A 24959-nucleotide genomic window follows, 5' to 3' on the forward strand; every position below is an offset into this window, starting at 1 on the left:
CCTGTCGCAGCGGCGCCCTCGCTGGTGAACCGGACTCTAACCCGGGCCGTGTTCAGGTGGCGGCAATACAGTTGCCACCACCGGCCCGGCAGCAATCGGGCTCAGCCCTTGTGCTGGCGGTACCAGTGTTCGATGAGCCCCCGCGAAATCGAGATCGGTGGCGACAGGCGGATGCCCTGGCCATCGTCCTCGACATCACGGGCCAGCGCAGCGCCCACCTCTTCGGCACTGAACCAGCGCGCATCTTCCAGCTCGCCATCCACGGTCGGCAGGTCATCCAGTGCCTGTGCACGGAAGCCGACCATCAGCGCGCCGGGGAACGGCCACGGTTGCGAACCGAGGTACTGGCAGGCGGTCACCCGCACCCTGCTCTCCTCATGGACTTCGCGCACCACGGTCTGCTCGAAGGTCTCGCCGGGTTCGACAAAACCGGCCAGCACCGAGTAGCGACGCGGTGCCCAGTTCGACTGCCGGCCCAGCAGCAACCGGCCCTGGTTCTCCACGGCGACGATCACGGCGGGGTCGACGCGCGGGTAGTGCTCGGTAGAGCACTGCCCGCAGCGGCCGACGAAGCCACCGCGGGCAAACGCCACGGCACCGCCGCATACGCCGCAGAAGCGGGTGCGCGAGTGCCAGTACGACATGCCGCGGGCATAGCTGAAAGCAGTCGCATCGGCCATGGACCACAGCAATGCGGCCTGGCGCAGATCGAGTCGGCGTGGCGCGCTGACGGTGACGTTGGCAGCTTCAACCGAGAACCACGCCTGCTCCCCGCGCAGGCCGAGGAAGATCGCGGCACCCGGGCCACCGCCGATGGCGGCGCCGGTCAGCGCCAGCGGCTGATCGTCATCGCCGGTGAAGGCGCTGCCGTCCTGATCGAGCACGAGAATGCGCGCACCCGGCCACAGGCGCGCCAGTGCATCGGCATCTTCGCGCAGGGCATCGGCGCGCTCCAGCGGTTCGCCAACGAAGGCAAAACCGGAAAGCGGCGAAGGAGAATTGGGCATCCGCCAAGCCTGCCGCCAATCGATGCGGGTGGCAAGCCGCAGGCTTCGCCGAAACCAGCTGTGAGTGTGGAGCTTGCTCCACACACCTTGTCGCGCCGGGCGCAGGCCCCGCGCCCTGCTTACATGCTGAAGCTGCTGCCGCAGCCGCAGGTGGTCTTCGCGTTCGGGTTGCGGATCACGAACTGGGCACCGGTCAGGCTCTCGGTGTAGTCCACCTCGGCGCCCATCAGGTACTGCAGGCTCAGCGGGTCGACCAGCAGGGTCACCCCGCTGGTCTGTACCGCCAGGTCATCCTCTGCACGGTTCTCGTCGAACTCGAACCCGTACTGGAAGCCCGAACAGCCACCGCCTTCGATGTACACGCGCAGGGCCAGGTCGGGGTTGCCCTCTTCCTGGATCAGGGATTTGACCTTGGCGGCCGCCGACTCGGTGAAGTTCAGCGGGCGCTCCAGCGACTGGTAATCGGGCGCGGCAACCGGGGTGGCGCCGGGCAGGGAGACTAGCGTGCTCATGCTGCCAGCATGGGGGTGCCGACGATGGCTTTCAAGCCATCGCCTCGGCCAGCTTGCGGCGTGCGGCGGTATCGCCCTTGCCATCATTGGCCTCATCGCCTTCCGGCGCCGGCAGGGCCGCCATCGGCGCGCTCGCGTGGATCAGGCGGCCGTTCAGCTGGGCGCCCGCATTCATCTCCACCACCTGGTAATGGACGTTGCCATTGACCCGTGCGCTCGGGGTCAGTTCGACCTTCTCGGTGGCATGTACATCGCCGTCCAGGCGGCCACTGATGACCACCACCTGGGCGCGGATCTCACCCTCGATCACGCCATGCTCGGCGACCGTCAGGGTCGCGCCACTGGCGCCTTCGGCGGCAATCACCTTGCCGTGGATGCGGCCTTCCACATACAGGCCCCCACTGAATTCCACATCACCGCGGATCACCACCTGGTTGCCGATCAGGGCATCCACCACCAGCTGGCCTTCACGGTTGGATTTGCTGCTTCCGAACATCTGCCTACTCCCCTTTGCTGGCCGGCGCGCCGGCCTGTTTCCAGTCGAATACCTGGGTGGTACCCCCCGTACCACTCCCCAATGTCACCCGCACGCGTTGCGGGGTGAAGTCAGCCGGCAGCATCACGCTGCCGGTGAGCTGCTGGAAGTACCGGAACGAGTAGTCCTGTCCCGGCACCTTGCTGCGCTGGTGCAGATCATCCCAGCTGATCGTGGCCAGCTTGCCGTTCTTCACGCCTTCCACGGTGAAGCGCATCTGTCCCTGGCTGATGGCGCCGCGGTTGAGGTTCTGGGTCAGCACGGCGGTGTACTGCCACGTGCCGGCCGCTTCCGGGCTGAACTCGATCGAGTGGGTGTTCAGGCCCTTGCGCTGGCTGGTCGAGCCGACCAGTCGCTCGTAGAAGGCGACGTCGGCACGCAGGCCGGCGATTTCTTCGTCACGCTCGGCCAGCGAGGACTGCACCTCGGTATTGGCAGCGCGGCTGATGCGGTCGGAGGCCTCCAGCGTGGCCTGCTTCTGGCGCAGTTCGGTCAGCTGCGCCTGCAGCGTCTCGGCACGCTTCTCTGCGGCCTGCAGGCGCTGGCCCTGGGCATCGCGCGGCGTGGCCATCCAGCAGCCACCCAGCGCGGCCAGCACCAGGCTGAGCAGCCAGATGCCACCGATCATCAGCAGGCGGCGACGGTCCATCGGCGGTTGCGGCGCGCCGGGCAGGCGTACCTGCACGCGCATGGGAGGACGGTTGGTCATGGGTGGTTTCCGGGGTATCGCAAGGGCGATACCGGTACGGCCCCTGTGGCAAACGACGGGCTAGTGTATGACAGGACGGGTGGGTTTCCTGCGCAGTGGCCGGCCACGGTCTGTGGCGTTCAGGCACGCCTTCGTCGATAGTGTGGCCCCCTGCACAGTTCCGTCGCCGGAGCACCGCCATGACCGAAGCCCACCTGTTCGTGATCGGCATCCTGCTGGCCTGGCTGGCCGGCATCCGCGTCTACCTCACCGTGTTCGGCGTCGGCCTGGCCGGCCTGCTCGGCTGGGTCGACCTGCCACCCGCCCTGCAGGCCACCGAATCATGGTGGGTGCTGGGCACATCGGCCGCGCTGGCCATCGCCGAGTTCTTCGCCGACAAGATCCCCGGCGTGGACTCGGCCTGGGACCTGGTGCAGACGCTCGCACGCGTACCCGCCGGCGCGTTCCTCGCGGCGGCCACGTTGTCGCCGGATGGCCAGCTGGGCACCGGTGCGCTCGCCGCCGGTGCCGGTGTCGCCCTGGCCAGCCATGGCCTGAAGGCTGGTACCCGCGCCCTGCTCAACACCTCGCCGGAACCGGCCAGCAACTGGGTCGCCTCTGCCGCCGAAGACACCGTGGTGATCGGCGGCCTGGCGTTGGCACTGGCGCATCCGTGGATCGCCCTGGTGGTGGTGCTGGCCTGCAGCCTGGCCGGCGCACTGCTGGTGTGGCTGGTCTGGCGCGCATTGTGGAAGAGCGTGCGCTGGCTGGCGCGCGGCGCAACGGCACCACCGCCAGGGCACGCCGGCACCGGTTGAGCGCCGGGCTTGTCGCATAATGGACGCGAACACCAGGAGCACCGATGGCCGCAAACGAATCCCCCGCGGGCGCCCGCCCGGGACGCGCTGAAACCCCGCCGGCCGATCATTGGCAGCGCTGGGTCCCCGAGGCGGCAAGCCCCGCCGTGGCCGCACCGATGATGGCGACCCCGCCGCCGGTCGCGGCCGATGTGCACTCGCCCGTCAACAGCGCACCACCGCCGCTGCCCGGCCCGATCGCACTGGCCGAAGCCGGGAACAACGATCTGGCCCCACCGCCATCGGACTCGCCCTATCGCGTGCTGATCGTTGAAGATGATCGTGCACAGGCCCTGTTCGCGCAGAGCGTGCTGCATGGCGCCGGCATGCAGGCCATCGTGCACAGCGATGCAGATGCCGCGCTGCAGGCGATCAAGGAGCACCGCCCCGACCTGATCCTGATGGACCTGCACCTGCCCGGGCTGGATGGCATGCGCCTGACCGCGCTGATCCGCCAGCAGCCTGGCCTGCAGCTGCTGCCGATCGTGTTCCTCAGCGGCGATCCGGATCCGGAGCGCCAGTTCGAAGTACTCGACAGCGGCGCCGACGACTACCTGAGCAAGCCGATCCGGCCCCGCCACCTGATCGCAGCGGTGGCCAACCGCATCCGCCGCGCACGTGCCCAGGCCGCGACCCTGCCCGGTGCCACCGGCGCACCGGCCACCAGCAATCCGGAAACCGGCCTGCCGACGCGCCACCACGTGCTGCAGCAGCTCAATACCGCACTCGCCCACCGTGACCAGGGCGGCGTGTTCTTCATCGAAGTGGCCAGCGCGCTGGGCCTGCGCGAACGCTATGGCTATGCCGCGTTTGAGCGGCTGATGGTACAGGCCGGGCAGCGCCTGGCCGAGGCCGGCCATCCGCACCTGCTGGCGCGCCTGAACGACAACAGCTTCCTGCTGCTGGCCCGCAACGCCGACGAGGACGCCCTCGAAGGCATCGCCGCGAGCCTGCGCGAGCAGCTGTCGGCACGTGCGTTCGTGATCCGCGACGACGAATCCGTGCACCTGCGCGGCGTGGTCGGCTACGCGCCGCTGTCGCCGGGCTTCGAGGATGCCAACAGTGCGCTGGAAGCAGTTGAGCGCACCACCCTGCAGGCACGCCTGCTCAGCGCCGGCGTGGCGGGCCATGTGCACCGCCAGGCGGTCACCGAACAGGAACACCTGGCGCTGCTGGAAGGCCAGCTGGAACTGGCCTACCAGCCGATCGTCGCCGTGGCAGGTGGCAACACCGCGCAATACCAGCTGCTGCTGCGCCTGCGCCAGACCGATGGCACGGTACTGGCGGCCGGCCAGGTGATCCCGGCTGCGGAAGCCGCCGGGCGCATTGCCGACCTCGACCAGCAGGTGATGGACCACGCACTGGGCCTGCTGGATCTGTACCGGCACGCAACGCAGCCGCTGAACCTGTTCGTCTCGCAGTCACTGCGCACCCTGCAGCGCGATGCCTTCGCCGACTGGCTGCTGGAATCGCTGCAGCAACGTGACCTGCCCGGCAGTGCGCTGGTGATCGACGTGCGCCTGCCCGACGCACTGATCCACACCGTGCCGCTGCAGCAGTTCTGCCAGCGCATGGCCAGTGCCGGGGTGCGCTTCTGCCTGAGCCAGTTCGAACCCGGCAGCGAGGCCGACGCACTGCTGACCCAGCTGCCGCTGTCGTTCGTACGCATGGCTGCGCGCTTCTCCAGCAGCCATTCCAATCCAGCCACCCGCGAGGAACTGCGCAAGGCGATCGAACAGGCCCATGCCGCCGGGCTGCAGATCATCGGCCAGCAGATCGAGGATCCGCAGGCTGCAGCAGCGATGTGGGTCGGTGGCGTCGACTTCATCCAGGGCAACATGGTGCAGTCGGCCGGCAGCGACCTGAGCTTCGACTTCCACAACGCGGTGCTCTGACGTGCCGCTGTGGGGCCTGCTGCTGGTTGCCCTTGCCGCGGCCGCCATCGCGCTGACGGTGCTGGGCCTGCGGCTTCGCGCGCGCAACCATGCGCTGGCGCAGCTGCAGCGCACGCACGGCGCGCTGGCCGCCGAACGCGACCAGCTTCGCCATACCACCGAACGCCAGGGTCAGCTGGAACAACAGCTGCTGCAGGCCAAGCAGGCCGCCGAGGCGGCCGTGCTGGCCAAGGGCGAGTTCCTGGCCACGATGAGCCACGAGATCCGCACCCCGCTGAACGGCATCCTGCCGATGCTGGAGCTGATCGCGCGCGGACCGCTGGGCGAAGACCAGCGGCAGATGCTGGCTACCGCCTCGGCCAGCTCGCAGCAGCTGCTGCGCATCGTCGACGACATCCTCGACTACTCCCGGCTGGAAGCGCAGGCACTGGAACTGGAGATCACCAGCTTCAACCTGCGCGACCTGCTCGATGGCGTGGTGCAGCTGATGCAGCGGGCCGCCGACGCCAAGGGCCTGGCCCTGGGCCTGCAACTGGATCCATCGGTACGCCTGCCCGTGCGCGGCGATCCGGTACGCCTGCGCCAGGTGCTGAGCAACCTGCTGGCCAATGCCATCAAGTTCACCGCCCGCGGCCAAGTGCAGCTGCGCGTGCTGCGCCTGGGCGAAGGTGCCGCGCAGCACCAGCTGCGTTTCGAGATCATCGATACCGGCATCGGCATCGACGACGCGCTGCAGGCACGCCTGTTCCAGTCCTTCAGCCAGGCCGACGCATCGACCACCCGAATCTACGGCGGCACCGGCCTGGGCCTGGCCATCTGCAAGCGCATCATCGACCTGATGCACGGAAACATCGGCGTGCGGTCCACGCCCGGCCAGGGCGCGACATTCTGGTTTGAGATACCGTTGCTGAAGGTCCCTGGCGACCTGCCGGCGATGGTGCGCGCGCCGGCACCGCTGCTGCTGTTCAGTGCCGATGCAACGCTGCAGGCACGCATCGAGCGCATCGCCGCCCACCATGGGCTGCAGGTGCAGGTGCTGGCGCAGCTGGATGCCGTGGTCGAGCGCCTGCGCGCTCCCGCGCGGCCCGGACAACCGGCACCGGCATGGCTGCTGGTCGATGCCCGCGCCCGCCGCAACGGTGAGGCCACGCTGCAGCAGGCACTGGCCGAGCGCGGCGAAGACGATGCACTGCAGGTGCTGTGGCTGCAGGAAGACACGCCTGCACAACGCCCGCGCCAACGCCAGCTGCTCCCGCATTTCGATGATGCAGCCCTGCATGGACTGCTGGCTGCGCCTGCCACGCCTGCCCGCCCTGCCGCACTGCTGGCCAATGCCGAAGACGGAATGCCCGCGCCGACGCCGCCGCCACTGCATCTGCGTGTGCTGCTGGTGGAGGACAATACGGTCAACCGGATGGTGGCCGAACAACTGCTGCGCGTGTTCGAGTGCGAGGTGCGCAACGCCGCCGATGGCGAGCAGGCACTGGCCGTTCTCCGCGAAGGCGACGTGGACATCGTGCTGATGGATTGCCAGATGCCGGTGCTGGACGGCTACGCCGCCACGCGCCGCTGGCGCGCCGAAGAAGCGGAAACGGGGCGTTCGCGATTGCCGATCATCGCAATGACCGCCAATGCCATGGCCGGTGATCGCGAGCGCTGCCTGCAGGCGGGCATGGACGATTACCTGTCCAAGCCGATCGCGCGCGCCACGCTGCATGCGCTGTTGAAGCGCTGGGGGCAACGGTCGAGCGATGCCGTAGCGTCAAGCTTGCTCGACTGCTACGCCCCCGCAGCAGATCGAGCGCCGCCAGCCGAGCAGGGCTCGGCTCTACAAGACACAAAAAGCCAAGCCACTCCGCAACCGGTGCTGGACCGTGATGTGCTGGACGAACTGCACGCAGTAATCGGCGACGCCGCCAACCAGATCGTTACGGTCTTTCTTGAAGATGCGCCGGTGATGGTGCAGCAGCTGCAGCAAGCGGCGCAGAACGGCGACGAACCACGCCTGCAGGCAGTCGCGCACAGCCTGAAATCATCGAGTGCGAACGTGGGGGCCTTGTCGCTGTCGGCAGTCGCGCAGCGGATCGAGCATGAAGCCCGCAATGGCAGCCTGCAGCGCCCCGCCGTAGCGGTGGCGCTGCTGGTTGCCGAATTCGCCCGCGCGCGCGTGGCGCTGACGGGCTACCTGGCACAGCATCGCGCCGGCCAGGGCAGCTGACTCACTCTTCCAGCTTGCTCAGCAGGTACTTGGGCTCACCGATGCGCTCGATCAGGTCGAGCTGGGTTTCAAGCCAGTCGATGTGCTCTTCTTCCGAGTCGAGGATCTTCACGAACAGCTGGCGGCTGACGTAGTCGCCGACCGAATCGGAATAGGCCACGGCCTCGCGCAGGGTGACCACGCCATCGCGTTCCAGCGACAGGTCGCACTGAAGGATCTCGGTCGGGTTCTCTCCGATGCGCAGCTTGCCCAGTGCCTGGAAGTTCGGCAGGCCTTCAAGGAAAAGGATGCGGTCGGCGAGCATGTCGGCATGCTTCATCTCGTCGATCGATTCCTTGTACTCGTGTTCGGCCAGCTCCTTGATGCCCCAGTTCTTCAGCATCTTGGCGTGCAGGAAGTACTGGTTGATCGCGGTCAGCTCGTTGTAGAGGACCTTGTTGAGGAATTCGATGACCTTGGTGTCGCCCTTCATGGGGATGCTCCTGCACGCTGAAAACGCAGGCACTTTAACGCCTTGCGTGCAGCCGTGAAGGAACGCGAATCGTGTGCATTGGCCTGTGTGGCCACGCGTTAAGGGTGCGAAAGCGCGGCGTCAACGCGCCGCGAAGAGACGATCAGGCGACCTGGGCCAGGCCCAGTACCGGCAGCGGCAGATCGTGGGTCGCACGTGCCTTGGCCAGCAATTCGCCGGCCATGTCCAGGCAGGAACCGCAGGTGGCGCCACAACCGGTACGCATGGTCAGTTCGGCCACCGTGCTGACGCCATGGCTGGCGGCTTCGCGGATCTGGTGGTCGGTGACTCCGTTGCAGATGCAGACGTACACAGGCGGGAACCGGGCTGGCAGGCCAGAAGCGGCCTGCTGGCTATTCCAATGGAAACGAGAATGGTTGTCAATCAGAGACCTGAACCATTCTCGATACCGTTCAGCCGTTCAGCTGGCCGGGCCATCACCCGTGGCCTTCTTCGGCCAGTAGCCGCGGGTCCGCGGGCGCTTGCGCGGGCGGTCGTGCCCGGCCGTGTGCCCTGGCATCCAGGCCTCGGCGGCGCTCTTGGGCATGGCGGTAACGCCCTGCCCGGCCACCCCTCGCGCCAGCGGCGCCAGATGTCGCAGAGCGCGCGCATAGACGCCACGCTTGAACATCACCACGTGCTCCACCGGGTACCAGAAGTCCACCCAGCGCCAGTGGTCGAACTCGGGCGAGTCGGTGTGGTCCAGCTTCACGTGGGATTCGTCGCCGGTCAGGCGCAGCAGGAACCAGACCTGCTTCTGGCCGATGCAGACCTGTCGCTCGCTGCGGCGGATGGCGCGCGCCGGCAACTTGTAGCGCAGCCAGCCGGGCGTCGCCCCGAGCACTTCCACATGCTCAGGCAGCAGGCCGGTCTCTTCCTGCAGTTCACGATACATGGCCTCGACAGGCGTCTCGTCGGTGTTCATCCCGCCCTGCGGGAACTGCCAACCGTCCCGGCGCACACGTCGTGCCCAGAACACCTGGCCGTCCTGCCGCATCAACACGATGCCGACGTTCGGTCGATAGCCGTCCGGATCGATCACGATGCGGACTCCTAAAAAATCTACTGGTCGGGACTATCCCATGCCCTCTGTCGGCCCACAAGCGCGGCACAAAAGTGTTGACAGGGGCGATACACATCCGCAGAATAGCGGGCTCACCAAGGCTATGTAGCTCAGCCGGTTAGAGCACAGCACTCATAATGCTGGGGTCGGTGGTTCGAGTCCACCCATAGCCACCACACTGAAAATCAAGTTGTTTTCCAGTGTGAAAAGTGAGAAAATAGTTGCACGTTTTGCCCCGTCGCCAAGCGGTAAGGCACCTGACTCTGACTCAGGCATTCGGTGGTTCGAATCCATCCGGGGCAGCCAAATTAAAAGCAAAAGGCCAGATCGAAAGATCTGGCCTTTTGCTTTTAATTTGGTCGCATTCCACCTTGTCCCCGCGCCTGTCGGCGCGCCCCCTTGAACATCAAGGAGGCTCTTCTCCAGAGAGGCGCCCAAGGTCGGATCCTTTTCCAAAGGAAAAGGCTCTGACCCCACCCCATCGCCAGCCACTGGCCGGCAACCTCGAAATGCGCAACCCCAGAACGACAAAAGCCCGGCCGAAGCCGGGCTTTTGCTTTTCCAACCAGCGGGCTCCCGGAGGAGCCCAGCCAGGCGCGGTGAATCAGCGCTTGGAGAACTGGGTGGCGCGGCGGGCCTTGTGCAGACCGACCTTCTTACGCTCGACTTCACGGGCGTCACGGGTCATGAAGCCAGCCTTGCGCAGCTCGGACTTCAGGGTTTCGTCGTACTCGACCAGAGCACGGGCGATGCCCAGACGGATCGCACCGGCCTGGCCGGTGGTGCCGCCGCCAGCGGCGGTGACCAGGATGTCGAAGCTTTCGGTGTTCTTGGTCAGCTCGAGCGGCTGGCGCACGATCATGCGCGCGGTCTCACGACCGAAGAACTCGTCCAGCGGACGACCATTGACGGTGATGTTGCCCGAACCCTTGCGCAGGAACACGCGAGCGGTGGAGGACTTGCGGCGGCCAGTGCCGTAGTTTTGAGTGATAGCCATGATTAGATATCCAGAACCTGCGGCTGCTGTGCGGCGTGCGGATGCTCAGTGCCGGCGTAGACCTTGAGCTTGCGGTACATCTGGCGACCCAGCGGGCCCTTCGGCAGCATGCCCTTGACGGCGATCTCGATCACGCGCTCCGGGTGGCGCTCCAGCGCCTGGGCCAGGGACTCGGTCTTCAGGTTGCCGATGTAGCCGGTGAAACGGTGATACATCTTGTCCTGCAGCTTCTTGCCGGTGACGGCAATCTTTTCTGCATTGATGACGACCAGGTAGTCGCCGGTATCAACGTGGGGGGTGTAGACCGGCTTGTGCTTGCCGCGCAGACGGCGGGCCAGCTCGGTGGCGAGACGGCCCAGGGTCTTGCCCTCGGCGTCGACGAGGTACCAGTCGCGCTGGACGGTCTCGTTCTTGGCAGTGAAAGTGCTCATGAAGAACTCTAGGTTAGGTCGGGCTCATTGCGGCGAACGACTCGCCGGAACTCTGCCACGCGTTGTGAAAGGTGAAGCGTAAGAGGCGGGATTGTACGCAGGTCAAGCCCCCGGTGCAAGCTGGCCCTGCCCCGGTTGGCAGGGGGGCGGGGGCGGGCGAGAATCGGCGGGTCTTCCGCCTCACCGCTTAACGCCATGACCGTGCTCCGCCAGACCACCCCGCTGGACCACCTGCTGACCGAGGCGCAGCGCGCCCTGGACACGGTGTTCGGCAATCCACCGGCGGCCCGCCCCTACCCGGCTGCGGAGACCGACGAGCCGGGCATGGACAATGCCGAGCGCCGCCACGCGGCGGGGCTGATGCGGATCAACCACGTCGGCGAGGTCTGCGCACAGGGCCTGTACTTCGGCCAGGCCGCCGTGGCCCGCGACCCGGCCACGCGTGAACACCTGCTGGAAGCGGCCCAGGAAGAAACTGACCACCTGGCCTGGTGCGCCACCCGCCTGGGCGAACTGGACAGCCGCCCCAGCCTGTTCAACCCGCTGTGGTACGCCGGCAGCTACACCATCGGCACCCTGGCCGGGTTGCGCGGCGATGGCTGGAACCTGGGCTTCGTGGTCGAAACCGAGCGCCAGGTGGAAGCCCACCTGGACGAGCACCTGGTCGACCTGCCGGCCGGCGACCTGCGCAGCCGCGCGGTCATCCAGGTGATGAAGGAAGACGAGGCCCGCCATGCGGAGCACGCCGAGCAGGCCGGCGCACGCCGCCTGCCGTTCCCGATTCCGGGCGCGATGGCGCTGGCCTCCAAGGTGATGAAGACCATCGCGTACCGCATTTGAACGGGGCGCCCCCACCAACGGCGGGGGCCTACCAGGAGGTGCGGTGGGGCCCGGTGGTGGGGCCCGACCGTTGGTCGGGCCGTCGGCCCGCCTTAGTTCGGCGAGACCAGCTTCAGGCCGATCACGCCGGCCACGATCAGGCCCACGCAGGCCAGGCGGGCCGGCGATGCGCTGTCGTTGAACAGGTAGATGCCCAGCACCGCCACGCCCATGGCGCCGATACCGGTCCAGATCGCGTAGGCCGTGCCAACCGGGATGCTCTTCATCGCCTGGCTCATCAGGTACAGGCTGATCAGCGCGGACACGACCGTGGCAGCGGTGGGGAGGGGTCTGCTGAAGCCTTCGGAGTACTTCATTCCGAGGGCGAAACCGATTTCGAACAGGCCGGCCAGCAGCAGGTAGATCCAGGGCATGGGTGGGGGCTCCTTACCTTTCTTGAAAAAAACGAAACGGCCCGGTGTTTTCACACCGGGCCGTGGGTCGGTACATCACCGTGGAACCATATCGCTTGAGCGACACCAGTTCCACGGGGCGGGTCGTCCCGCCTGGGTGGCGATGCCTGCGGGCATCGCGCATGGGGCTTACTCGGACAGGTTCCGGCCGTGGAACAGCTCTTCGATCTCGCGCTTGAGCAGCGCTTCGATCTTCATGCGTTCCTTGAACGACAGGTTCTTGGCCTTCTCCTCGAACAGGTACTGGTCCAGGTCGAAGTCCTTCAGGTGCATCTTCGTATGGAAGATGTTTTCCTGGTAGACGTTGACGTCGAACATCTCGTAACGCGACTTGATGTTCTTGGCCAGGAAGTTCTGGATCGAGTTGATCTTGTGATCGATGTAGTGCTTCTTGCCCTTCACATCGCGGGTGAAGCCACGGACGCGGTAGTCCATGATCACGATGTCCGACTCGAGGCTTTCGATCAGGTAGTTCAACGCCTTCAATGGCGAAATGACGCCGCAGGTGGCCACGTCGATGTCGGCGCGGAAGGTGGCGATGCCTTCCTGCGGGTGCGTTTCCGGATAGGTGTGCACGGTGATGTGCGACTTGTCCATGTGCGCGACCACGGCATCGGGAATCAGCTCCTTGCCGGCCTGCTTCTTGTCGATCACCGGCTCTTCGGAGATCAGGATGGTCACCGAGGCACCCTGCGGGTCGTAGTCCTGGCGGGCCACGTTCAGGATGTTGGCGCCGATGATCTCGGCGACATCGGTCAAGATTTGAGTCAGCCTGTCGGCGTTGTACTCTTCATCGATGTATTCAATGTAACGCTGACGCTCCTCTTCGGTGCGCGCGTAACACACGTCATAGATGTTGAAGCTCAGCGCCTTGGTGAGGTTGTTGAAACCCTGCAGCCTCAGGCGAGGCAACGGCTTGACCACGGCGGTCGATTCCTGTGTAAGAAGGGAAAGGGGGAATTATGGGGCAAACTGTCCCCGGGGGGAACGTGAAGACCGCTCACATCTGGCACACTGTTTGCCCTTAACAATTGCGCTGGTTAAGCTCCGCTATCGACCCCGTGAATCCGTTCATGCGCAGAGGGAGCGCTCCTATCGTGTCAACCGTGCGCCTAGCTAGCAGTCCACTGGCCCTGGATATCGCCACAATCGATCGTTTCCTGGCGCACAGCCACAGGCGGCGATACCCCACCCGTACCGACGTCTTCCGACCCGGTGACCCGGCGGGAACCCTGTATTACGTCATCAGCGGCTCGGTTTCGATCATGGCCGAGGAAGATGACGATCGCGAGCTTGTGCTGGGCTACTTCGGTGCCGGCGAGTTCGTCGGCGAGATGGGCCTGTTCGTCGAATCGGACCGCCGCGAGGTGATCCTGAGGACCCGCACCGCCTGCGAGCTGGCCGAAATCAGCTACGAGCGCCTGCACCAGCTGTTCCTCGGCCCGCTGTCGGCCGATGCCCCGCGCCTGCTGTACGCGCTGGGCCAGCAGATCTCCAAGCGCCTGCTCGACACCAGCCGCAAGGCCAGCCGCCTGGCGTTCCTGGACGTCACCGATCGGATCGTGCGCACCCTGCACGACCTGGCGCAGGAACCGGAGGCGATGAGCCACCCGCAGGGCAGCCAGCTGCGCGTCTCGCGCCAGGAGCTGGCACGCCTGGTCGGTTGCTCGCGCGAAATGGCCGGCCGCGTGCTGAAGAAGCTGCAGACCGACGGCCTGCTGCATGCCCGCGGCAAGACCGTGGTGCTGTACGGCACCCGTTGACCGTTGAGCACCCGGTGGGTGCGGACCTTGGTCCGCACTCCTTCGCGCGCTAGGCTCGGTGCATGGAACTGAGCAGCGAATTCTGGTGGTTCATCCTCATCGGCCTCGGCGCCCAGCTGGTCGACGGCGCGCTGGGCATGGCGTTCGGCCTGGTGTCGTCGTCGGTGATGCTGGCCATGGGCATTCCGCCCGCACAGGCCAGCGCCGCCATCCACACGGCTGAAGTGTTCACGACCGGTGCCTCGGGTGTGTCGCACCTTGCCGCCGGAAATGTCGATAAGCGCCTGTTCCTGCGCTTGGCCCTGCCGGGTGCGGTAGGGGGTGCCCTGGGTGCGTACGTGCTCACGCAGCTCCCGGGCGAGATCATCCGGCCACTGATCTACCTGTACCTGCTGGTGCTGGCGATCATCATCCTGGCCCGCGCCGGCGGTCGCTGGATGCCCAAGGGCGAGATCCGGCGGGTGCCGGTACTGGGCTTCTTCGCAGGCCTGCTTGATGCCAGTGGTGGCGGCGGCTGGGGACCCATCGCCACGTCCACCCTGCTCGCCCGCGGCGGCCAGGCGCGCACCACCATCGGTACGGTCAACGCAGCCGAGTTCGTGGTCACGTTGACGGTGTCAGCAACGTTCCTGCTGTCGATGGGGCTGCATCACCTGCAGATCGTGGCCGGCCTGCTGATCGGCGGCATGATGGCCGCGCCGGTGGCGGCGATCCTGGTCAAGCAGGTGAAGGAACGCTGGGTGCTTGTGGCCGTGGGCGTGCTGGTGCTGGGCATCAGCCTGTTCCAGATCGGGCACGCGATATACGGGCATCTGGGGCGCTGAGCGCTTGCCGGGCATGGCCCGGCGCTACCGATTCGGCGGGGGTAGCGCCCGGCCATGCCCGGCGGATCGTTCATGGTGCGATGGGGTCAGAGCCCCTACGGGATCTGACCCCGGGTCACGCCTTGTCGCCACCGCGGTCCACGCAACCCCAGTTGAGGATGCGGGTGCCGGCCGGCAGCACGCGGCGGAAGAAGTCCACCCGCCCCGGCTTCGGGTTCACCACCACCGGCGCCTTGGCGGCCAGCAGCAGCGGCAGGTCGGCGGTGCTGTCGGAGTACGCGATGTCGATGTCGCCATAGCCTCGCTCGCGCAGCATGCGCATCTTCTCTTCATTGTGGCAGTGGCGGGTCGGGCCGACGCCGCCCAGCCGCGGGCCGACCTCGGTGCCGATCACCGGCACGTCCTGGTGGGCAACGAAAGCCAGGATCGCGCGCGCCAGCTCCGGCGGCGCACCGGTGGCCACCACCACGCGGTCCCCCTTGGCGCGATGCGCGGCGAACACCTCCAGCGCCTGCGGCAGCAGCTTGGCGCGCATCTGTGCCTGATGGCGCAGCACGTAGGCGTCGATGACCTTGTTGAAGTCACGCGCACGGTGCAGGCCGAAGCTGCCGATCCACACGTAGACCGAGATGCCCGCGCGACGGGTCGGCAGCATCGCCACCATCGGTCCGGCGATCGGCGTGACCAGCAGCGCCGCCAGCATGCGCAGCGGGTTGCGCTTGATCAGCGAGGCGAACAGGTGGGTACCCGAATCGCCATCGTAGAGGGTGTGGTCGAAGTCGAAGACCACCAGCGGCGCATCCTCGCGCGGCGTTGGATAGTGCGTTGTCATGCCGCGAAGAATAGCTGACGCAGGCCCTCGCCCGGCTCTTCCACACGCATGAAGGCCTCGCCGACCAGGAAGGCATGGATGCCGGCATCACGCATCAGCGCCACGTCCTGAGGGCCGAGGATGCCGCTCTCGGTGACCAGCAGGCGGTCACGCGGCACCGCATTCTGCATGTCCAGCGTGGTCTGCAGCGACACCTCGAAGGTGCGCAGGTTGCGGTTGTTGATGCCGATCATCGGCGCCGGCACCTGCAGCGCGCGCTCCAGCTCATCGATGTCGTGCACCTCCACCAGCACGTCCATGCCCAGCGACAACGCCAGTTCGGACAGCGTGGCCAGCTGGGTGTCGTCCAGCGCGGCGACGATCAGCAGGATGCAGTCGGCGCCCAGCACACGCGCTTCGTACACCTGGTAGGCGTCGATCACGAAGTCCTTGCGCAGCACCGGCAGCGTGCAGGCTTCACGGGCCTGCTGCAGGTAGGCGTCGGCGCCTTGGAAGAAATCCACGTCGGTCAGCACCGACAGGCAGCTGGCACCACCGAATTCGTAGCTGACAGCGATATCGGCCGGGCGGAAATCCGGGCGGATGACGCCCTTGGACGGGCTGGCCTTCTTCACCTCGGCAATCACCGCCGGGTCGCCGCTGGCCACCGCCGCCTGCAACGCGCGCACGAAGCCACGTACCGGCGGGGCGCTGGCCACGGCGGCCTGCAGCTCCTCGAGCGGGCGCTGGGCGCGGCGCTGGGCTACTTCTTCGGCCTTGCGGGCCAGGATCGTCTGCAGGATGTCGCTCATCGTCTTCGGTTCGGTGCGGGGGCGGTGAGGACGGCCATTATCGGCCATCGACGGGGTCAGGCTGAACCGCGCGCTCAGGCAACCAGCGCGCGGGTGGTGTCCACATACTGCTGCAGGCGCTGGCGGGCGCTGCCGTTGGCGATGGCGGCACGGGCGCGGGCCAGGCCGTCGCCGATGTCGCTGGCCACGCCGGCCACGTACAGGGCGGCGCCGGCATTGAGCGCCACGATGTCCAGCGCCGGGCCGGGCTCGTTGTCCAGCACCGCGCGCAGCATCGCGATGGACTGCTCCGGGCTGTCCACGCGCAGGTTGCGGCTGGCCGACATGGCGATGCCGAAGTCCTCCGGGTGGATTTCGTACTCGCGCACCGTGCCGTCGCGCAGCTCGCCCACCAGGGTACCGGCACCCAGCGAGATCTCGTCCATGTTGTCGCGGCCCCAGACCACCATGGCGCGTTCGGTGCCCAGCTCGCGCAGCACGCGCGCCTGGATACCCACCAGATCGGGATGGAACACGCCCATCAGCACCGACGGCGCGCTGGCCGGGTTGGTCAGCGGGCCGAGGATGTTGAAGATGGTGCGCACGCCCATCTCGCGGCGTACCGGCGCGACGACCTTCATCGACGGATGATGGATCGGCGCGAACATGAAGCCGATGCCGGTCCGGTCGATCGCAGCGGCCACCTGGGCCGGCTGCAGCTCGATGGCCGCGCCCAGTGCTTCCACCGCATCGGCGCTGCCGGACTTGGACGACACGCTGCGGTTGCCATGCTTGGCCACGCGCGCACCGGCCGCAGCGGCGACGAACATCGCGCAGGTGGAGATGTTGAAGGTGTGCGAACCATCGCCACCGGTGCCGACGATGTCGACCAGGTGGGTGCTGTCGGCCACCGGCACCGCCAGCGCGAATTCGCGCATGACCGTGGCCGCTGCCGCGATCTCGTCGATGGTTTCCTTCTTCACGCGCAGGCCGGTGAGGATGGCGGCGGTCATCATCGGCGAGACGTCGCCGCGCATGATCTGCCGCATCAGGTCGACCATTTCGTCGAAGAAGATTTCGCGGTGCTCGATGGTGCGCTGCAGGGCTTCCTGGGGGGAGAAGCTCATGGAAATGCTCCTTGGATCAGGCCGCCGGGCGCTGCAGGAAATTGCGCAGCAGGGCGTGGCCGTGTTCGGTGAGGATGGATTCGGGGTGGAACTGCACGCCTTCCACCGGGAACTGGCGGTGCCGCAGGCCCATGATCTCTTCGATCGAGCCGTCGTCGTTCTCGGTCCAGGCGGTCACTTCCAGGCAGTCCGGCAGGCGGTTCTTGTCCACCACCAGCGAGTGGTAGCGGGTGGCCTGGTAGCGGTCCGGCAGGCCTGCGAACACGCCCTTGCCTTCATGGCGGATCGGCGACGTCTTGCCGTGCATGATGTTGCCGGCACGGATGACCGTGCCGCCGTAGACCTGGCCGATGCCCTGGTGGCCCAGGCACACGCCGAGGATCGGCGTGGTCGGGCCAAGGCGCTGGATGAGTTCCAGCGACACGCCTGCTTCGTTGGGCGTGCACGGGCCGGGCGAGATGACGATGCGCTCGGGTTTCTGCGCGGCGATCTCGTCCACGCTCATCGCATCGTTGCGCACCACCTTCACCTCGGCGCCCAGCGTCTGCAGGTACTGCACGAGGTTGTAGGTGAAGCTGTCGTAGTTGTCGATCATCCACAACATGGTCAGGTTCCGTCGCTTATCAGGAAAATGGCGTACACGTTTTCGGTGTAGGTGATGGGGCCGGCTTCGATGGATTCGCGTTCAGCGGGCGCCGGCGCCGAGGCCGGTGCGTAGCTGCCGGTCACCGAGATCCTGTCCAGATACTCACCATCCTCGCCCAGCTGCGGCCATTGCCCGGCCTGGATGCCATAGGCGAAGTTCGGCGCCACATCGGAGATGCTGTACAGGCCGCGCACCTTTGTTCCATAGGCCTTGGCCAGCCCCTGCGCGGACTCCCGGGTCTTGGCCGCCGCCTCGCCCTTGAGTTCGCGTCGCAGCGCCACTTCGCCCGAGTAGGTCGGGGCGACGCTGCTGACCTGCACGTTCTCATTGGCTTTCAGCGCACCCAGCACGTCCTGCATCTGCTTCACGCTGGCGAAGCTGGCGCGCAACTGGCGCGACACCTGGGTACCCATGAAGACCTGCCGGTTCTGCTCATAGCGGGTTGCCGGGCCGATCCGCAGGTTGTCCGCACGTACGCTGCCTTCCACCGCCTTGTACTGCTTGAACAGCGCCAGCACGCGGGCAACGTTGTCCTGCACGCGGCGGCGCGCCGCATCCGCATCCATGTCGGTTTCCTCGATGTTCAACTGCAGGCCGAACCGGTCCGGCATCACCACGCGGCGCGCCTCGCCCTTCACCAGCAGGTGCGGCTGCGAGGGAATGGTATTGGCCTGCGCCCACGCAGACGGGGCCATCGTGGCCAGCAGTGACGACCACAGCAATGCGCTCAGCAGCTTCATGCGGTACTCCTTGTCTTGAACGGGAACAGCGGAAGGTGCCGCGGCGCAGGCCACGGCACGGGGAGAATCACAGGCCCTTGGCGGCCTGGGCGACGGCACGGAACAGCGCGCGGCCCTTGTTCATCGTCTCGTCCCATTCCTTGTCCGGGTCCGAGTCGTAAACGATGCCGGCGCCGGCCTGCACATACAGGCGGCCATCCTTGATCACCGCAGTGCGGATCGCGATCGCGGTATCGGCATCGCCATGCCAGCCGATGTAGCCGATGCTGCCGGCGTAGACATTGCGCTTGATCGGTTCCAGCTCGCGGATCACTTCCAGCGCGCGGATCTTCGGCGCACCGCTGACCGTACCCGCCGGGAAGGTGGCACGCAGCACGTCGGCATAGCTCAGGCCCGGCTGCAGCTGCCCGGTCACTTCGCTGACGATGTGCATGACGTGGCTGTAGCGTTCGATCACGAACTGCTCGCCCACTTCCACGGTGCCGGCCTTCGATACGCGGCCGGCGTCGTTGCGGCCGAGGTCGATCAGCATCAGGTGCTCGGCGCGTTCCTTCGGATCGGCCAGCAGTTCGGCTTCCAGCGCCAGGTCCTGCTCGACGGTGGCACCGCGCGGGCGGGTACCGGCGATCGGGCGCACGGTGACTTCGCCGTCCTGCAAGCGCACCAGGATCTCCGGCGACGAACCGACCACCTGCAGGTCGCCGACATCAAGGAAATACATGTACGGCGACGGATTCAATGCACGCAGCGCACGGTACACATCCACCGGGCGCGCCTTGAACGGCACGCTCAGGCGCTGGCTCAGCACCACCTGGAAGATGTCACCGGCGCGGATGTATTCCTTGCTGCGCTGGACCGCATCGACGAAGCCTTCGCGGGTGAAACCGGAAACGAAATCGGACTCGTCCAGCACGTCGCTGTTGAGCGGGGCGGGATAACCGGCACCCGGTGCACGCAGCTTGGCGGTCAACGCATCCAGGCGCGCCTGCGCCTGCTCGAACGCACCCTCGACGCGCGGGTCGGCGTGCACGATCAGGTACAGGCGGCCCTTGAGGTTGTCGAACACCGCCAGCTCGTTGGAGTCCAGCAACAGGATGTCCGGCGTACCCAGCTCATCGCGGCCGGCCGGCGGGGCCAGGCGCGGCTCGATGTAGCCGATGCACTCGAAACCGAACCAGCCGACCAGGCCGCCGGTGAAGCCCGGCAGGCCTTCCAGCTTGGGCACGGAGTGGGCGCTGCGCAGCGCCTCGACCTCGGCGAAGGGGTCGGCCACCTCGCGGGTGTCCACCACCTGCCCATCCTCGCGCACGGTCAGGGTGTGGCCGTGGAAGGCGTACACGCGGCGCGCCGGCAGGCCGATGATCGAGTAACGACCAAAGCGCTCGCCGCCTTCGACGGATTCAAACAGGTAGGTATTGGGGCCGTCGGCGAGCTTCAGGTAGACCGAAAGCGGCGTGTCCAGGTCGGACAGCACTTCACGGACGACGGGAATATGGGTGTGGCCTTCAGCGGCCTGCAGCTGAAACTGAGCGTGCGAGTTCAAGACGACTTTCCTTCCGGGACACAGCGTTATGGGGGCGGACGACGGCAACGGGCCACCATCGCCACCAACGGCGTGCGGAAGAAAGGGTATGCGGGGTCGTCAGGCTGGACACCCCTTGACTGTATCGCAGCTTGGACGGGAGGGGAACCCTGTGAAACTGAACCACGCGACGCCCGGGACGACTACGGACAGCGCCGCTACGCCTTGGCGCTCGCGGCGGATGCACCGGCCAGCAACGGGCAGCCGGCCGGCAGGTGCATCCTCACCCTGCCCGGCACGCACTCGATGCGGAAGTGGCGGGCCTGCACCGGCTCGCCATCCAGGTTGAGCGTCAACGGGCGCTCGGATTCCACCTGCAGCCACGGCAGCCGCGCGCGCGTGGCCAGCTGTTCGAGTGCAGCCTGGGTGCCGGACTTCAGCATCTGGCCGAGCGTGGCGGTGACTTCACCTTCCAGCTCCGGAAGCACCGTCACGTCCAGCAGGCCATCGTCGATCAGTGCCTGCGGACACAACTGCTGGCCACCGCCGGCCTGGCGGCCGTTGCCGATGCCGAGCGCGATGAAGTCACCCTCCCACGCGAAGTCCGGGCCCGACAGGCGCGCGCTGATCGGCTCGATCCTCCCGAGCTTGGCGATACCGGTGATGACGTAGGCCAGCCCACCCAGCATCTTCTTCAAGCCGGCATCGGTCTCCACCGTCACCTGCGTGCCGAAGCCACCGCTGGCGAGATTGGCGCACCACCATTGCACGCCATCGGCGTCCACGCGCAGCAGATCGATGGCATGCGGCAGGGCCTGCGCGATCAATGCAAAGGCCTCCTGCGGCGCGGTCGGGATGCCAGCCGAGGTGGCGAAATCGTTGGCGGTCCCCATCGGGACCAGTGCCAGCGATGGCAGCGCATCGGCTGCTTCCTCGCGGTGCGCCAGCGTCTCCGCCACGGCACTGAGCGTGCCATCACCACCGGCAGCGACGATCACGTCCACGCCATGATCGATGGCCTCGGCCACGTAGCGCTCCGCGTCACCGTCCTCCCAGGTCACCCGCACGTCCAGCTGCACGCCCTGCCCGCGCCAGTGGCCGACGGCGTCGCGCAGCTCGTCATTGCCTGCGGATTTTCCGTTGAGGATCAGGCGCCAGCGCGGGGTGGTCATGCGGTGCTTCCAGGTCGGGGGCGGACAGGCTAGCAATGCGCTGTCTGTCCGCAGTGAATGTCACGCAGGTGTCATTCAGCTACCGGAGAATGGAAGGCCATAGCAGGGACGACGGATGGAGGCAGGATCAGCCTCCCACGCATGCAGCGAGGCCACGCCAGTGATTGGCGTGGCTTTTTTTTGGTGCGCTGGGAGTGCGAACCAAGGTCCGCACCCACCCGGTTGGGTTCGCACCCACCATGCGCCTCAACCGTTGGCGAAATCGTGCAGCGCCTGCCCCTGCAACCGGTACACGGTCCACTCATCCTGGGGCGTGGCGCCAGCAGCGGTGTAGAACTCGATGGCCGGGGTGTTCCAGTCCAGCACCGACCATTCGAAGCGGCCGCAGCCTTCGGCCACGGCCTGGCGCGCGATGTACTTCAACAGCGCCTTGCCGGCACCGGCGCCGCGCTTTTCCTGGCTGACGTACAGGTCTTCCAGGTAGATGCCCTTGCGGCCCAGCCAGGTGGAGTAGTTGTAGAAGTACACCGCATAGCCGATCGCTTCACCGTCGGCTTCGCAGATCAGCGCGCGCGCCGTGGCATCGGTGCCGAACAGGCTTTCGGCGATGCCGATCTCGTCGGTCTGCACCGACTGCTCGGCCTTCTCGTAGATGGCCAGTTCGCGGATGAAATGCAGGATCAGGCCAGCATCGGCCACAGTGGCCGGGCGGATGTTCAGCAGTGACATGTGCGCAAACGGGGAAGGAGGGGATCCGGCGAGCTTAATCCCCTTCCTCCCGTTTTTGTCAGCGGGTTGCAGCAACGTTGGCGCGCATCTGCGCGATCACGTCCTGGTAGCTGGTCTTGGCATTGAAGATGGCCGAGCCAGCGACGAAGGTGTCGGCGCCGGCGGCCGCGATCTCGCCGATGTTGTCGGCCTTCACGCCGCCGTCGATCTCGAGGCGGATGTCCTTGCCGCTGGCATCGATCATCTTGCGCACCACTTTCAGCTTGTCCAGCGCCGAGGGAATGAAGGCCTGGCCACCGAAGCCCGGGTTGACCGACATCAGCAGCACCAGGTCCAGGTCATCCAGCACCCAGTCGAGAATGTCCACCGGGGTGGCCGGATTGAGCACGATGCCCGGCTTGCAGCCCAGCGAGCGGATCAGCTGGATGGTGCGGTGCACGTGGCGGCTGGCCTCCGGGTGGAAGCTGATGTAGGTGGCACCGGCTTCGGCGAAGTCCGGGATGATGCGGTCCACCGGCTCGACCATCAGGTGCACGTCGATCGGTGCGGTTACGCCGTGCTTGCGCAGCGCCTGGCACACCATCGGGCCGATGGTCAGGTTCGGCACGTAGTGGTTGTCCATCACGTCGAAGTGGACCCAGTCCGCGCCGGCGGCGAGGACGTTGTCGACTTCCTCGCCGAGGCGGGCGAAGTTGGCGGACAGGATGGAGGGGGCGATGAGGCAGTGGGACATGGCCGGGCCTTGCTACGAGGGGAAAGGGGGTCAGCGCTTGCGCAGGGTCTTGATGCGGTCGTAGGCGGCATTGATCCGCCGCGACTTCTGCTCGGCCTGCTGCTGCAGCTCGGGGGCGGCGCCGCCAAGCTTGTCGGGGTGGTACTGCGAGATCAACTTGCGATAGGCGCGCTCGACCTCGGCATCGGTGGCCTCGGAGGTCAGCCCCAGCTCCCGGTACGGGTTCTCCTTGTTCAGGCGGAACCAGTCCGAATCGAAGGCGTGGCCGATCAACAGGCCGACCACCGCGCCGAACAGCGGATTGGGCCGGAACAGCAGGGCGCCGGCGATGAATCCGAGCAGTTTTCCGTACCAGCGCATGGCGCTCCGGGGTCGACCGACGAAATGGACGCTCATTTTACGTCACAGCGGGCCCGGACCGCTTTACACTAGGCCGCCCGCTGGTCAGCGGGCCCGCCGGGTCCGTTGGGCAGCAGCCGTATCGACAACGCCCCAGGAGTGCCCGTGCCAACCACGCTGTTGCAATCCGATCTCCCCGGCCTGCCCTTGCGCCATCGCGGCAAGGTGCGTGATGTGTTCGATATCCCGCGCGAGCGGCTGCCCGCCGGAACCCCGCCGGGCGAGTACCTGCTGATGGTGGCCACCGATCGCCTGTCGGCGTTCGACGTGGTCCTGCCCGACCCGATCCCGGGCAAGGGCGAGATGCTCTGCCAGGTCTCCAATTTCTGGTTCGCCAAGACCGCGCACCTGATGCCCAACCACCTGACCGGCATCGACGTGGCCAGCGTGCTGCCCGAAGGCGTGGACCCGGCCCTGTACGCCAAGCGCGCGGTGGTCACCCGCAAGCTGAAGCCAGTGCCGGTGGAAGCGATCGCCCGCGGCTACCTGATCGGAAGCGGCTGGAAGGACTACCAGCGCACCGGCAAGGTCAGTGGCATCGACCTGCCCGACGGCCTGCGCCAGGCCGAGCAGCTGCCCGAGCCGATCTTCACCCCCTCGACCAAGGCCGCTGTCGGCGACCACGACGAGAACATCGACTTCGATGCGATGGTGAAGCAGGTCGGCGCCGAGTTGGCCGAGCGCGTGCGCGATGCCACCCTGCGCATCTACAAGTTCGCGGCCGATTACGCCCGCGAGCGCGGCATCATCCTGGCCGATACCAAATTCGAATTCGGTACCGATGCCGATGGCCGCCTGTACATCATGGACGAGATGCTGACGCCGGACTCCTCGCGTTACTGGCCGGCCGACGAGTACGAAGTGGGCACTAGCCCGCCGAGCTACGACAAGCAGTTCGTGCGCGATTACCTGGAGACGCTGGACTGGGGCAAGACCGCCCCGGGCCCGGGCATCCCGGCCGAGATCATCGAGCGCACCCGCGCCAAGTACGCCGAGGCGCTGCAGCGCCTGGCCGGGATCAGCGTCGACTGATCCCCTGCGCCCCCGGCCGGAAAGGCGGGGGGGCGTCCTGAATGCGGTAGTGCCGGCCGCTGGCCGGCAACCCCGTGAACCTGCAGCCAGGCATGGCCTGGCTCTACTGACGGGCCCCGGCGGGAGTATGCTGGCCGCATGCAGACCTCCACCGAGCTTGCGCGGCCGATCGACCGCTATTTCGCCAGCTACTCCGACGACCACCGCAATGTGATCAACCAGCGCATCCACGTGGTGGCGGTACCGGCGATCCTGTGGTCGGTGGTGGCCCTGCTGTGGTGCCTGCCGCCGCTGATCACCTGGTTCCAGTACGGCATCTGGTCGGCGTTCGCGATGTTCAGCGCCTGGTGCTTCTACAACAAGCTGTCGCGCCCGCTGGGCATCGGCATGCTCATCCAGTTCTTCGTGTTCGGCTGCCTGTGCCGGCTGCTGGAGGCCGAGATCGGCCTGCAGGCCCTGCGCTGGCTGGCGGTGGGCGTGTTCGTGGTGGCCTGGATCGCGCAGTTCATCGGCCACACGTTCGAGGGCCGCAAGCCCAGCTTCCTGACCGACCTGACCTACCTGCTGATCGGCCCGGCCTGGGTGATGGCCAAGGTCTACCGCAAGCTCGACTGGCGCTACTGACCTGGTGGTGGCCGACAGCGACCGTCGTTTCCTGAACGGG

29 protein-coding genes and 2 tRNA genes are annotated in these 24959 nt (G+C 66.7%); 10 read left to right on the forward strand and 21 right to left on the reverse strand.

The genetic code is table 11. The annotated features are described in order from the left end of the window. Nucleotides 1-101: 101 nt before the first annotated feature. The 4 genes from nudC to B9Y82_RS16960 all read right to left on the reverse strand — a co-directional run bounded on the left by nudC (nt 102) and on the right by B9Y82_RS16960 (nt 2763). Nucleotides 102-1007, reverse strand: a complete 906-nt coding sequence (gene nudC / locus B9Y82_RS16945; protein WP_100474160.1) for an NAD(+) diphosphatase — start codon at nt 1005-1007, stop codon at nt 102-104. Nucleotides 1008-1126: 119 nt separating this feature from the next. Continuing rightward, a complete protein-coding gene (gene erpA / locus B9Y82_RS16950) occupies nt 1127-1519 on the reverse strand; it encodes an iron-sulfur cluster insertion protein ErpA (RefSeq protein ID WP_005419789.1) in 393 nt (130 codons plus the stop codon). A gap of 31 nt (nt 1520-1550) precedes the next feature. After that, a complete protein-coding gene (locus B9Y82_RS16955; RefSeq protein ID WP_100474163.1) occupies nt 1551-2015 on the reverse strand; it encodes a bactofilin family protein in 465 nt (154 codons plus the stop codon). 4 nt (nt 2016-2019) lie between these two features. Next, nucleotides 2020-2763 carry a DUF6776 family protein gene (locus B9Y82_RS16960; protein WP_100474167.1) on the reverse strand — a complete coding sequence of 248 codons (744 nt, stop codon included), beginning with the start codon at nt 2761-2763 and terminating at the stop codon, nt 2020-2022. A gap of 179 nt (nt 2764-2942) precedes the next feature. Between B9Y82_RS16960 and B9Y82_RS16965 the strand changes: the two genes are divergently transcribed. The 3 genes from B9Y82_RS16965 to B9Y82_RS16975 are packed head-to-tail and all read left to right on the forward strand — an operon-like array spanning nt 2943 to nt 7712. Next, nucleotides 2943-3560, forward strand: coding sequence for a DUF4126 domain-containing protein (locus tag B9Y82_RS16965; RefSeq protein ID WP_100474170.1), 618 nt, complete (start codon nt 2943-2945; stop codon nt 3558-3560). 44 nt (nt 3561-3604) lie between these two features. Beyond that, complete coding sequence (locus B9Y82_RS16970; protein WP_100474173.1) at nt 3605-5494, forward strand: EAL domain-containing protein; 1890 nt, start codon at nt 3605-3607, stop codon at nt 5492-5494. A 1-nt stretch (nt 5495) separates the two neighbouring features. Continuing rightward, on the forward strand, nt 5496-7712 hold the full coding sequence (locus tag B9Y82_RS16975) for an ATP-binding protein (protein WP_100474176.1): 2217 nt from the start codon (nt 5496-5498) through the stop codon (nt 7710-7712). A gap of 1 nt (nt 7713) precedes the next feature. On the opposite strand, the gene bfr is transcribed toward B9Y82_RS16975, so the two are convergent. From bfr to B9Y82_RS16990, 3 genes are all read right to left on the reverse strand, one after another. Beyond that, entirely contained in the window at nt 7714-8184 is a 471-nt protein-coding gene (gene bfr, locus B9Y82_RS16980; RefSeq protein ID WP_005419804.1) for a bacterioferritin, read from the reverse strand. 142 nt (nt 8185-8326) lie between these two features. Beyond that, nucleotides 8327-8536, reverse strand: a complete 210-nt coding sequence (locus tag B9Y82_RS16985; protein ID WP_100474180.1) for a (2Fe-2S)-binding protein — start codon at nt 8534-8536, stop codon at nt 8327-8329. A gap of 108 nt (nt 8537-8644) precedes the next feature. Then, nucleotides 8645-9265 (reverse strand): RNA pyrophosphohydrolase, encoded by a 621-nt coding sequence (locus tag B9Y82_RS16990; RefSeq protein ID WP_100474183.1) that lies wholly within the window; start codon nt 9263-9265, stop codon nt 8645-8647. A 120-nt stretch (nt 9266-9385) separates the two neighbouring features. On the opposite strand from B9Y82_RS16990, the gene B9Y82_RS16995 reads away from it, so the two are divergent. Then, nucleotides 9386-9462: transfer RNA gene (locus B9Y82_RS16995), tRNA-Met, on the forward strand. A gap of 55 nt (nt 9463-9517) precedes the next feature. Beyond that, nucleotides 9518-9592: transfer RNA gene (locus tag B9Y82_RS17000), tRNA-Gln, on the forward strand. Nucleotides 9593-9890: 298 nt separating this feature from the next. Here B9Y82_RS17000 and rpsI read toward each other — a convergent pair. Together rpsI and rplM are read right to left on the reverse strand one after the other, a co-directional pair. Further along, entirely contained in the window at nt 9891-10283 is a 393-nt protein-coding gene (gene rpsI, locus B9Y82_RS17005) for a 30S ribosomal protein S9 (RefSeq protein WP_005411311.1), read from the reverse strand. A 2-nt stretch (nt 10284-10285) separates the two neighbouring features. Then, a complete protein-coding gene (rplM, locus tag B9Y82_RS17010) occupies nt 10286-10714 on the reverse strand; it encodes a 50S ribosomal protein L13 (RefSeq protein ID WP_005414692.1) in 429 nt (142 codons plus the stop codon). Between the two features lie 195 nt (nt 10715-10909). Between rplM and coq7 the strand changes: the two genes are divergently transcribed. Further along, nucleotides 10910-11554, forward strand: coding sequence for a 2-polyprenyl-3-methyl-6-methoxy-1,4-benzoquinone monooxygenase (gene coq7 / locus B9Y82_RS17015; RefSeq protein ID WP_100474186.1), 645 nt, complete (start codon nt 10910-10912; stop codon nt 11552-11554). Nucleotides 11555-11646: 92 nt separating this feature from the next. Here the strand turns inward: coq7 and B9Y82_RS17020 are convergent, their stop codons facing one another. Beyond that, nucleotides 11647-11967: a DMT family transporter gene (locus B9Y82_RS17020; RefSeq protein ID WP_100474189.1), complete on the reverse strand. Its 321-nt coding sequence runs from the start codon at nt 11965-11967 to the stop codon at nt 11647-11649. Between the two features lie 168 nt (nt 11968-12135). Further along, entirely contained in the window at nt 12136-12930 is a 795-nt protein-coding gene (speD, locus tag B9Y82_RS17025) for an adenosylmethionine decarboxylase (protein ID WP_014648662.1), read from the reverse strand. 149 nt (nt 12931-13079) lie between these two features. Here speD and crp point away from each other — a divergent pair, with 149 nt between their 5' ends. Together crp and B9Y82_RS17035 are read left to right on the forward strand one after the other, a co-directional pair. Further along, entirely contained in the window at nt 13080-13769 is a 690-nt protein-coding gene (gene crp, locus B9Y82_RS17030; RefSeq protein ID WP_010482649.1) for a cAMP-activated global transcriptional regulator CRP, read from the forward strand. 62 nt (nt 13770-13831) lie between these two features. Next, on the forward strand, nt 13832-14593 hold the full coding sequence (locus B9Y82_RS17035; protein WP_100474192.1) for a sulfite exporter TauE/SafE family protein: 762 nt from the start codon (nt 13832-13834) through the stop codon (nt 14591-14593). A 115-nt stretch (nt 14594-14708) separates the two neighbouring features. Here B9Y82_RS17035 and B9Y82_RS17040 read toward each other — a convergent pair whose 3' ends face one another. The 10 genes from B9Y82_RS17040 to B9Y82_RS17085 all read right to left on the reverse strand — a co-directional run bounded on the left by B9Y82_RS17040 (nt 14709) and on the right by B9Y82_RS17085 (nt 23224). Further along, the gene (locus B9Y82_RS17040) at nt 14709-15425 is read right to left on the reverse strand and encodes a haloacid dehalogenase-like hydrolase (protein WP_100474195.1); all 717 of its coding nucleotides are present in this window, start codon (nt 15423-15425) and stop codon (nt 14709-14711) included. After that, nucleotides 15422-16216, reverse strand: a complete 795-nt coding sequence (gene trpC / locus B9Y82_RS17045) for an indole-3-glycerol phosphate synthase TrpC (RefSeq protein ID WP_100474198.1) — start codon at nt 16214-16216, stop codon at nt 15422-15424. Before trpC ends, B9Y82_RS17040 begins: the two co-directional genes overlap by 4 nt. A gap of 74 nt (nt 16217-16290) precedes the next feature. Continuing rightward, nucleotides 16291-17322, reverse strand: a complete 1032-nt coding sequence (gene trpD / locus B9Y82_RS17050) for an anthranilate phosphoribosyltransferase (protein ID WP_100474201.1) — start codon at nt 17320-17322, stop codon at nt 16291-16293. A gap of 16 nt (nt 17323-17338) precedes the next feature. Continuing rightward, nucleotides 17339-17926 carry an anthranilate synthase component II gene (locus B9Y82_RS17055; RefSeq protein WP_100474204.1) on the reverse strand — a complete coding sequence of 196 codons (588 nt, stop codon included), beginning with the start codon at nt 17924-17926 and terminating at the stop codon, nt 17339-17341. A 2-nt stretch (nt 17927-17928) separates the two neighbouring features. After that, the gene (locus B9Y82_RS17060; protein WP_100474207.1) at nt 17929-18708 is read right to left on the reverse strand and encodes an SIMPL domain-containing protein; all 780 of its coding nucleotides are present in this window, start codon (nt 18706-18708) and stop codon (nt 17929-17931) included. 67 nt (nt 18709-18775) lie between these two features. Then, nucleotides 18776-20251 (reverse strand): anthranilate synthase component I, encoded by a 1476-nt coding sequence (trpE, locus tag B9Y82_RS17065; RefSeq protein ID WP_049424043.1) that lies wholly within the window; start codon nt 20249-20251, stop codon nt 18776-18778. A 197-nt stretch (nt 20252-20448) separates the two neighbouring features. Next, on the reverse strand, nt 20449-21402 hold the full coding sequence (gene yegS / locus B9Y82_RS17070; protein ID WP_100474210.1) for a lipid kinase YegS: 954 nt from the start codon (nt 21400-21402) through the stop codon (nt 20449-20451). A 246-nt stretch (nt 21403-21648) separates the two neighbouring features. Continuing rightward, nucleotides 21649-22131: a GNAT family N-acetyltransferase gene (locus B9Y82_RS17075; protein WP_100474213.1), complete on the reverse strand. Its 483-nt coding sequence runs from the start codon at nt 22129-22131 to the stop codon at nt 21649-21651. A 58-nt stretch (nt 22132-22189) separates the two neighbouring features. Further along, nucleotides 22190-22864, reverse strand: coding sequence for a ribulose-phosphate 3-epimerase (rpe, locus tag B9Y82_RS17080; protein WP_100474216.1), 675 nt, complete (start codon nt 22862-22864; stop codon nt 22190-22192). 30 nt (nt 22865-22894) lie between these two features. After that, the gene (locus tag B9Y82_RS17085) at nt 22895-23224 is read right to left on the reverse strand and encodes a J domain-containing protein (RefSeq protein WP_005411327.1); all 330 of its coding nucleotides are present in this window, start codon (nt 23222-23224) and stop codon (nt 22895-22897) included. Between the two features lie 144 nt (nt 23225-23368). On the opposite strand from B9Y82_RS17085, the gene B9Y82_RS17090 reads away from it, so the two are divergent. Both B9Y82_RS17090 and B9Y82_RS17095 read left to right on the forward strand, forming a co-directional pair. Further along, on the forward strand, nt 23369-24295 hold the full coding sequence (locus B9Y82_RS17090) for a phosphoribosylaminoimidazolesuccinocarboxamide synthase (protein ID WP_162292088.1): 927 nt from the start codon (nt 23369-23371) through the stop codon (nt 24293-24295). Between the two features lie 138 nt (nt 24296-24433). Then, the gene (locus B9Y82_RS17095; RefSeq protein ID WP_100474222.1) at nt 24434-24919 is read left to right on the forward strand and encodes a DUF962 domain-containing protein; all 486 of its coding nucleotides are present in this window, start codon (nt 24434-24436) and stop codon (nt 24917-24919) included. Nucleotides 24920-24959 lie beyond the last annotated feature (40 nt).

The sequence above is a fragment of the Stenotrophomonas maltophilia genome, from assembly GCF_002799155.1.
Lineage (GTDB): Bacteria > Pseudomonadota > Gammaproteobacteria > Xanthomonadales > Xanthomonadaceae > Stenotrophomonas > Stenotrophomonas maltophilia_R.

What these genes read in the sequence shown, in the direction of transcription:
- B9Y82_RS17075 (WP_100474213.1), bottom strand. Translation starts at nt 22,131, where the DNA reads ATGTCACTGCTGAACATCCGCCCGGCCACTGTGGCCGATGCTGGCCTG.
- B9Y82_RS17020 (WP_100474189.1), bottom strand. Translation starts at nt 11,967, where the DNA reads ATGCCCTGGATCTACCTGCTGCTGGCCGGCCTGTTCGAAATCGGTTTC.
- trpD (WP_100474201.1), bottom strand. Translation starts at nt 17,322, where the DNA reads ATGAGCTTCTCCCCCCAGGAAGCCCTGCAGCGCACCATCGAGCACCGC.
- B9Y82_RS17095 (WP_100474222.1), top strand. Translation starts at nt 24,434, where the DNA reads ATGCAGACCTCCACCGAGCTTGCGCGGCCGATCGACCGCTATTTCGCC.
- B9Y82_RS16965 (WP_100474170.1), top strand. Translation starts at nt 2,943, where the DNA reads ATGACCGAAGCCCACCTGTTCGTGATCGGCATCCTGCTGGCCTGGCTG.
- B9Y82_RS16960 (WP_100474167.1), bottom strand. Translation starts at nt 2,763, where the DNA reads ATGACCAACCGTCCTCCCATGCGCGTGCAGGTACGCCTGCCCGGCGCG.
- yegS (WP_100474210.1), bottom strand. Translation starts at nt 21,402, where the DNA reads ATGACCACCCCGCGCTGGCGCCTGATCCTCAACGGAAAATCCGCAGGC.
- crp (WP_010482649.1), top strand. Translation starts at nt 13,080, where the DNA reads ATGCGCAGAGGGAGCGCTCCTATCGTGTCAACCGTGCGCCTAGCTAGC.
- B9Y82_RS16970 (WP_100474173.1), top strand. Translation starts at nt 3,605, where the DNA reads ATGGCCGCAAACGAATCCCCCGCGGGCGCCCGCCCGGGACGCGCTGAA.
- trpC (WP_100474198.1), bottom strand. Translation starts at nt 16,216, where the DNA reads ATGAGCGACATCCTGCAGACGATCCTGGCCCGCAAGGCCGAAGAAGTA.
- B9Y82_RS17055 (WP_100474204.1), bottom strand. Translation starts at nt 17,926, where the DNA reads ATGTTGTGGATGATCGACAACTACGACAGCTTCACCTACAACCTCGTG.
- B9Y82_RS17085 (WP_005411327.1), bottom strand. Translation starts at nt 23,224, where the DNA reads ATGCGCTGGTACGGAAAACTGCTCGGATTCATCGCCGGCGCCCTGCTG.
- B9Y82_RS17035 (WP_100474192.1), top strand. Translation starts at nt 13,832, where the DNA reads ATGGAACTGAGCAGCGAATTCTGGTGGTTCATCCTCATCGGCCTCGGC.
- B9Y82_RS17040 (WP_100474195.1), bottom strand. Translation starts at nt 15,425, where the DNA reads ATGACAACGCACTATCCAACGCCGCGCGAGGATGCGCCGCTGGTGGTC.
- erpA (WP_005419789.1), bottom strand. Translation starts at nt 1,519, where the DNA reads ATGAGCACGCTAGTCTCCCTGCCCGGCGCCACCCCGGTTGCCGCGCCC.
- rpe (WP_100474216.1), bottom strand. Translation starts at nt 22,864, where the DNA reads ATGTCCCACTGCCTCATCGCCCCCTCCATCCTGTCCGCCAACTTCGCC.
- bfr (WP_005419804.1), bottom strand. Translation starts at nt 8,184, where the DNA reads ATGAAGGGCGACACCAAGGTCATCGAATTCCTCAACAAGGTCCTCTAC.
- B9Y82_RS16955 (WP_100474163.1), bottom strand. Translation starts at nt 2,015, where the DNA reads ATGTTCGGAAGCAGCAAATCCAACCGTGAAGGCCAGCTGGTGGTGGAT.
- coq7 (WP_100474186.1), top strand. Translation starts at nt 10,910, where the DNA reads ATGACCGTGCTCCGCCAGACCACCCCGCTGGACCACCTGCTGACCGAG.
- B9Y82_RS17060 (WP_100474207.1), bottom strand. Translation starts at nt 18,708, where the DNA reads ATGAAGCTGCTGAGCGCATTGCTGTGGTCGTCACTGCTGGCCACGATG.
- rpsI (WP_005411311.1), bottom strand. Translation starts at nt 10,283, where the DNA reads ATGGCTATCACTCAAAACTACGGCACTGGCCGCCGCAAGTCCTCCACC.
- rplM (WP_005414692.1), bottom strand. Translation starts at nt 10,714, where the DNA reads ATGAGCACTTTCACTGCCAAGAACGAGACCGTCCAGCGCGACTGGTAC.
- nudC (WP_100474160.1), bottom strand. Translation starts at nt 1,007, where the DNA reads ATGCCCAATTCTCCTTCGCCGCTTTCCGGTTTTGCCTTCGTTGGCGAA.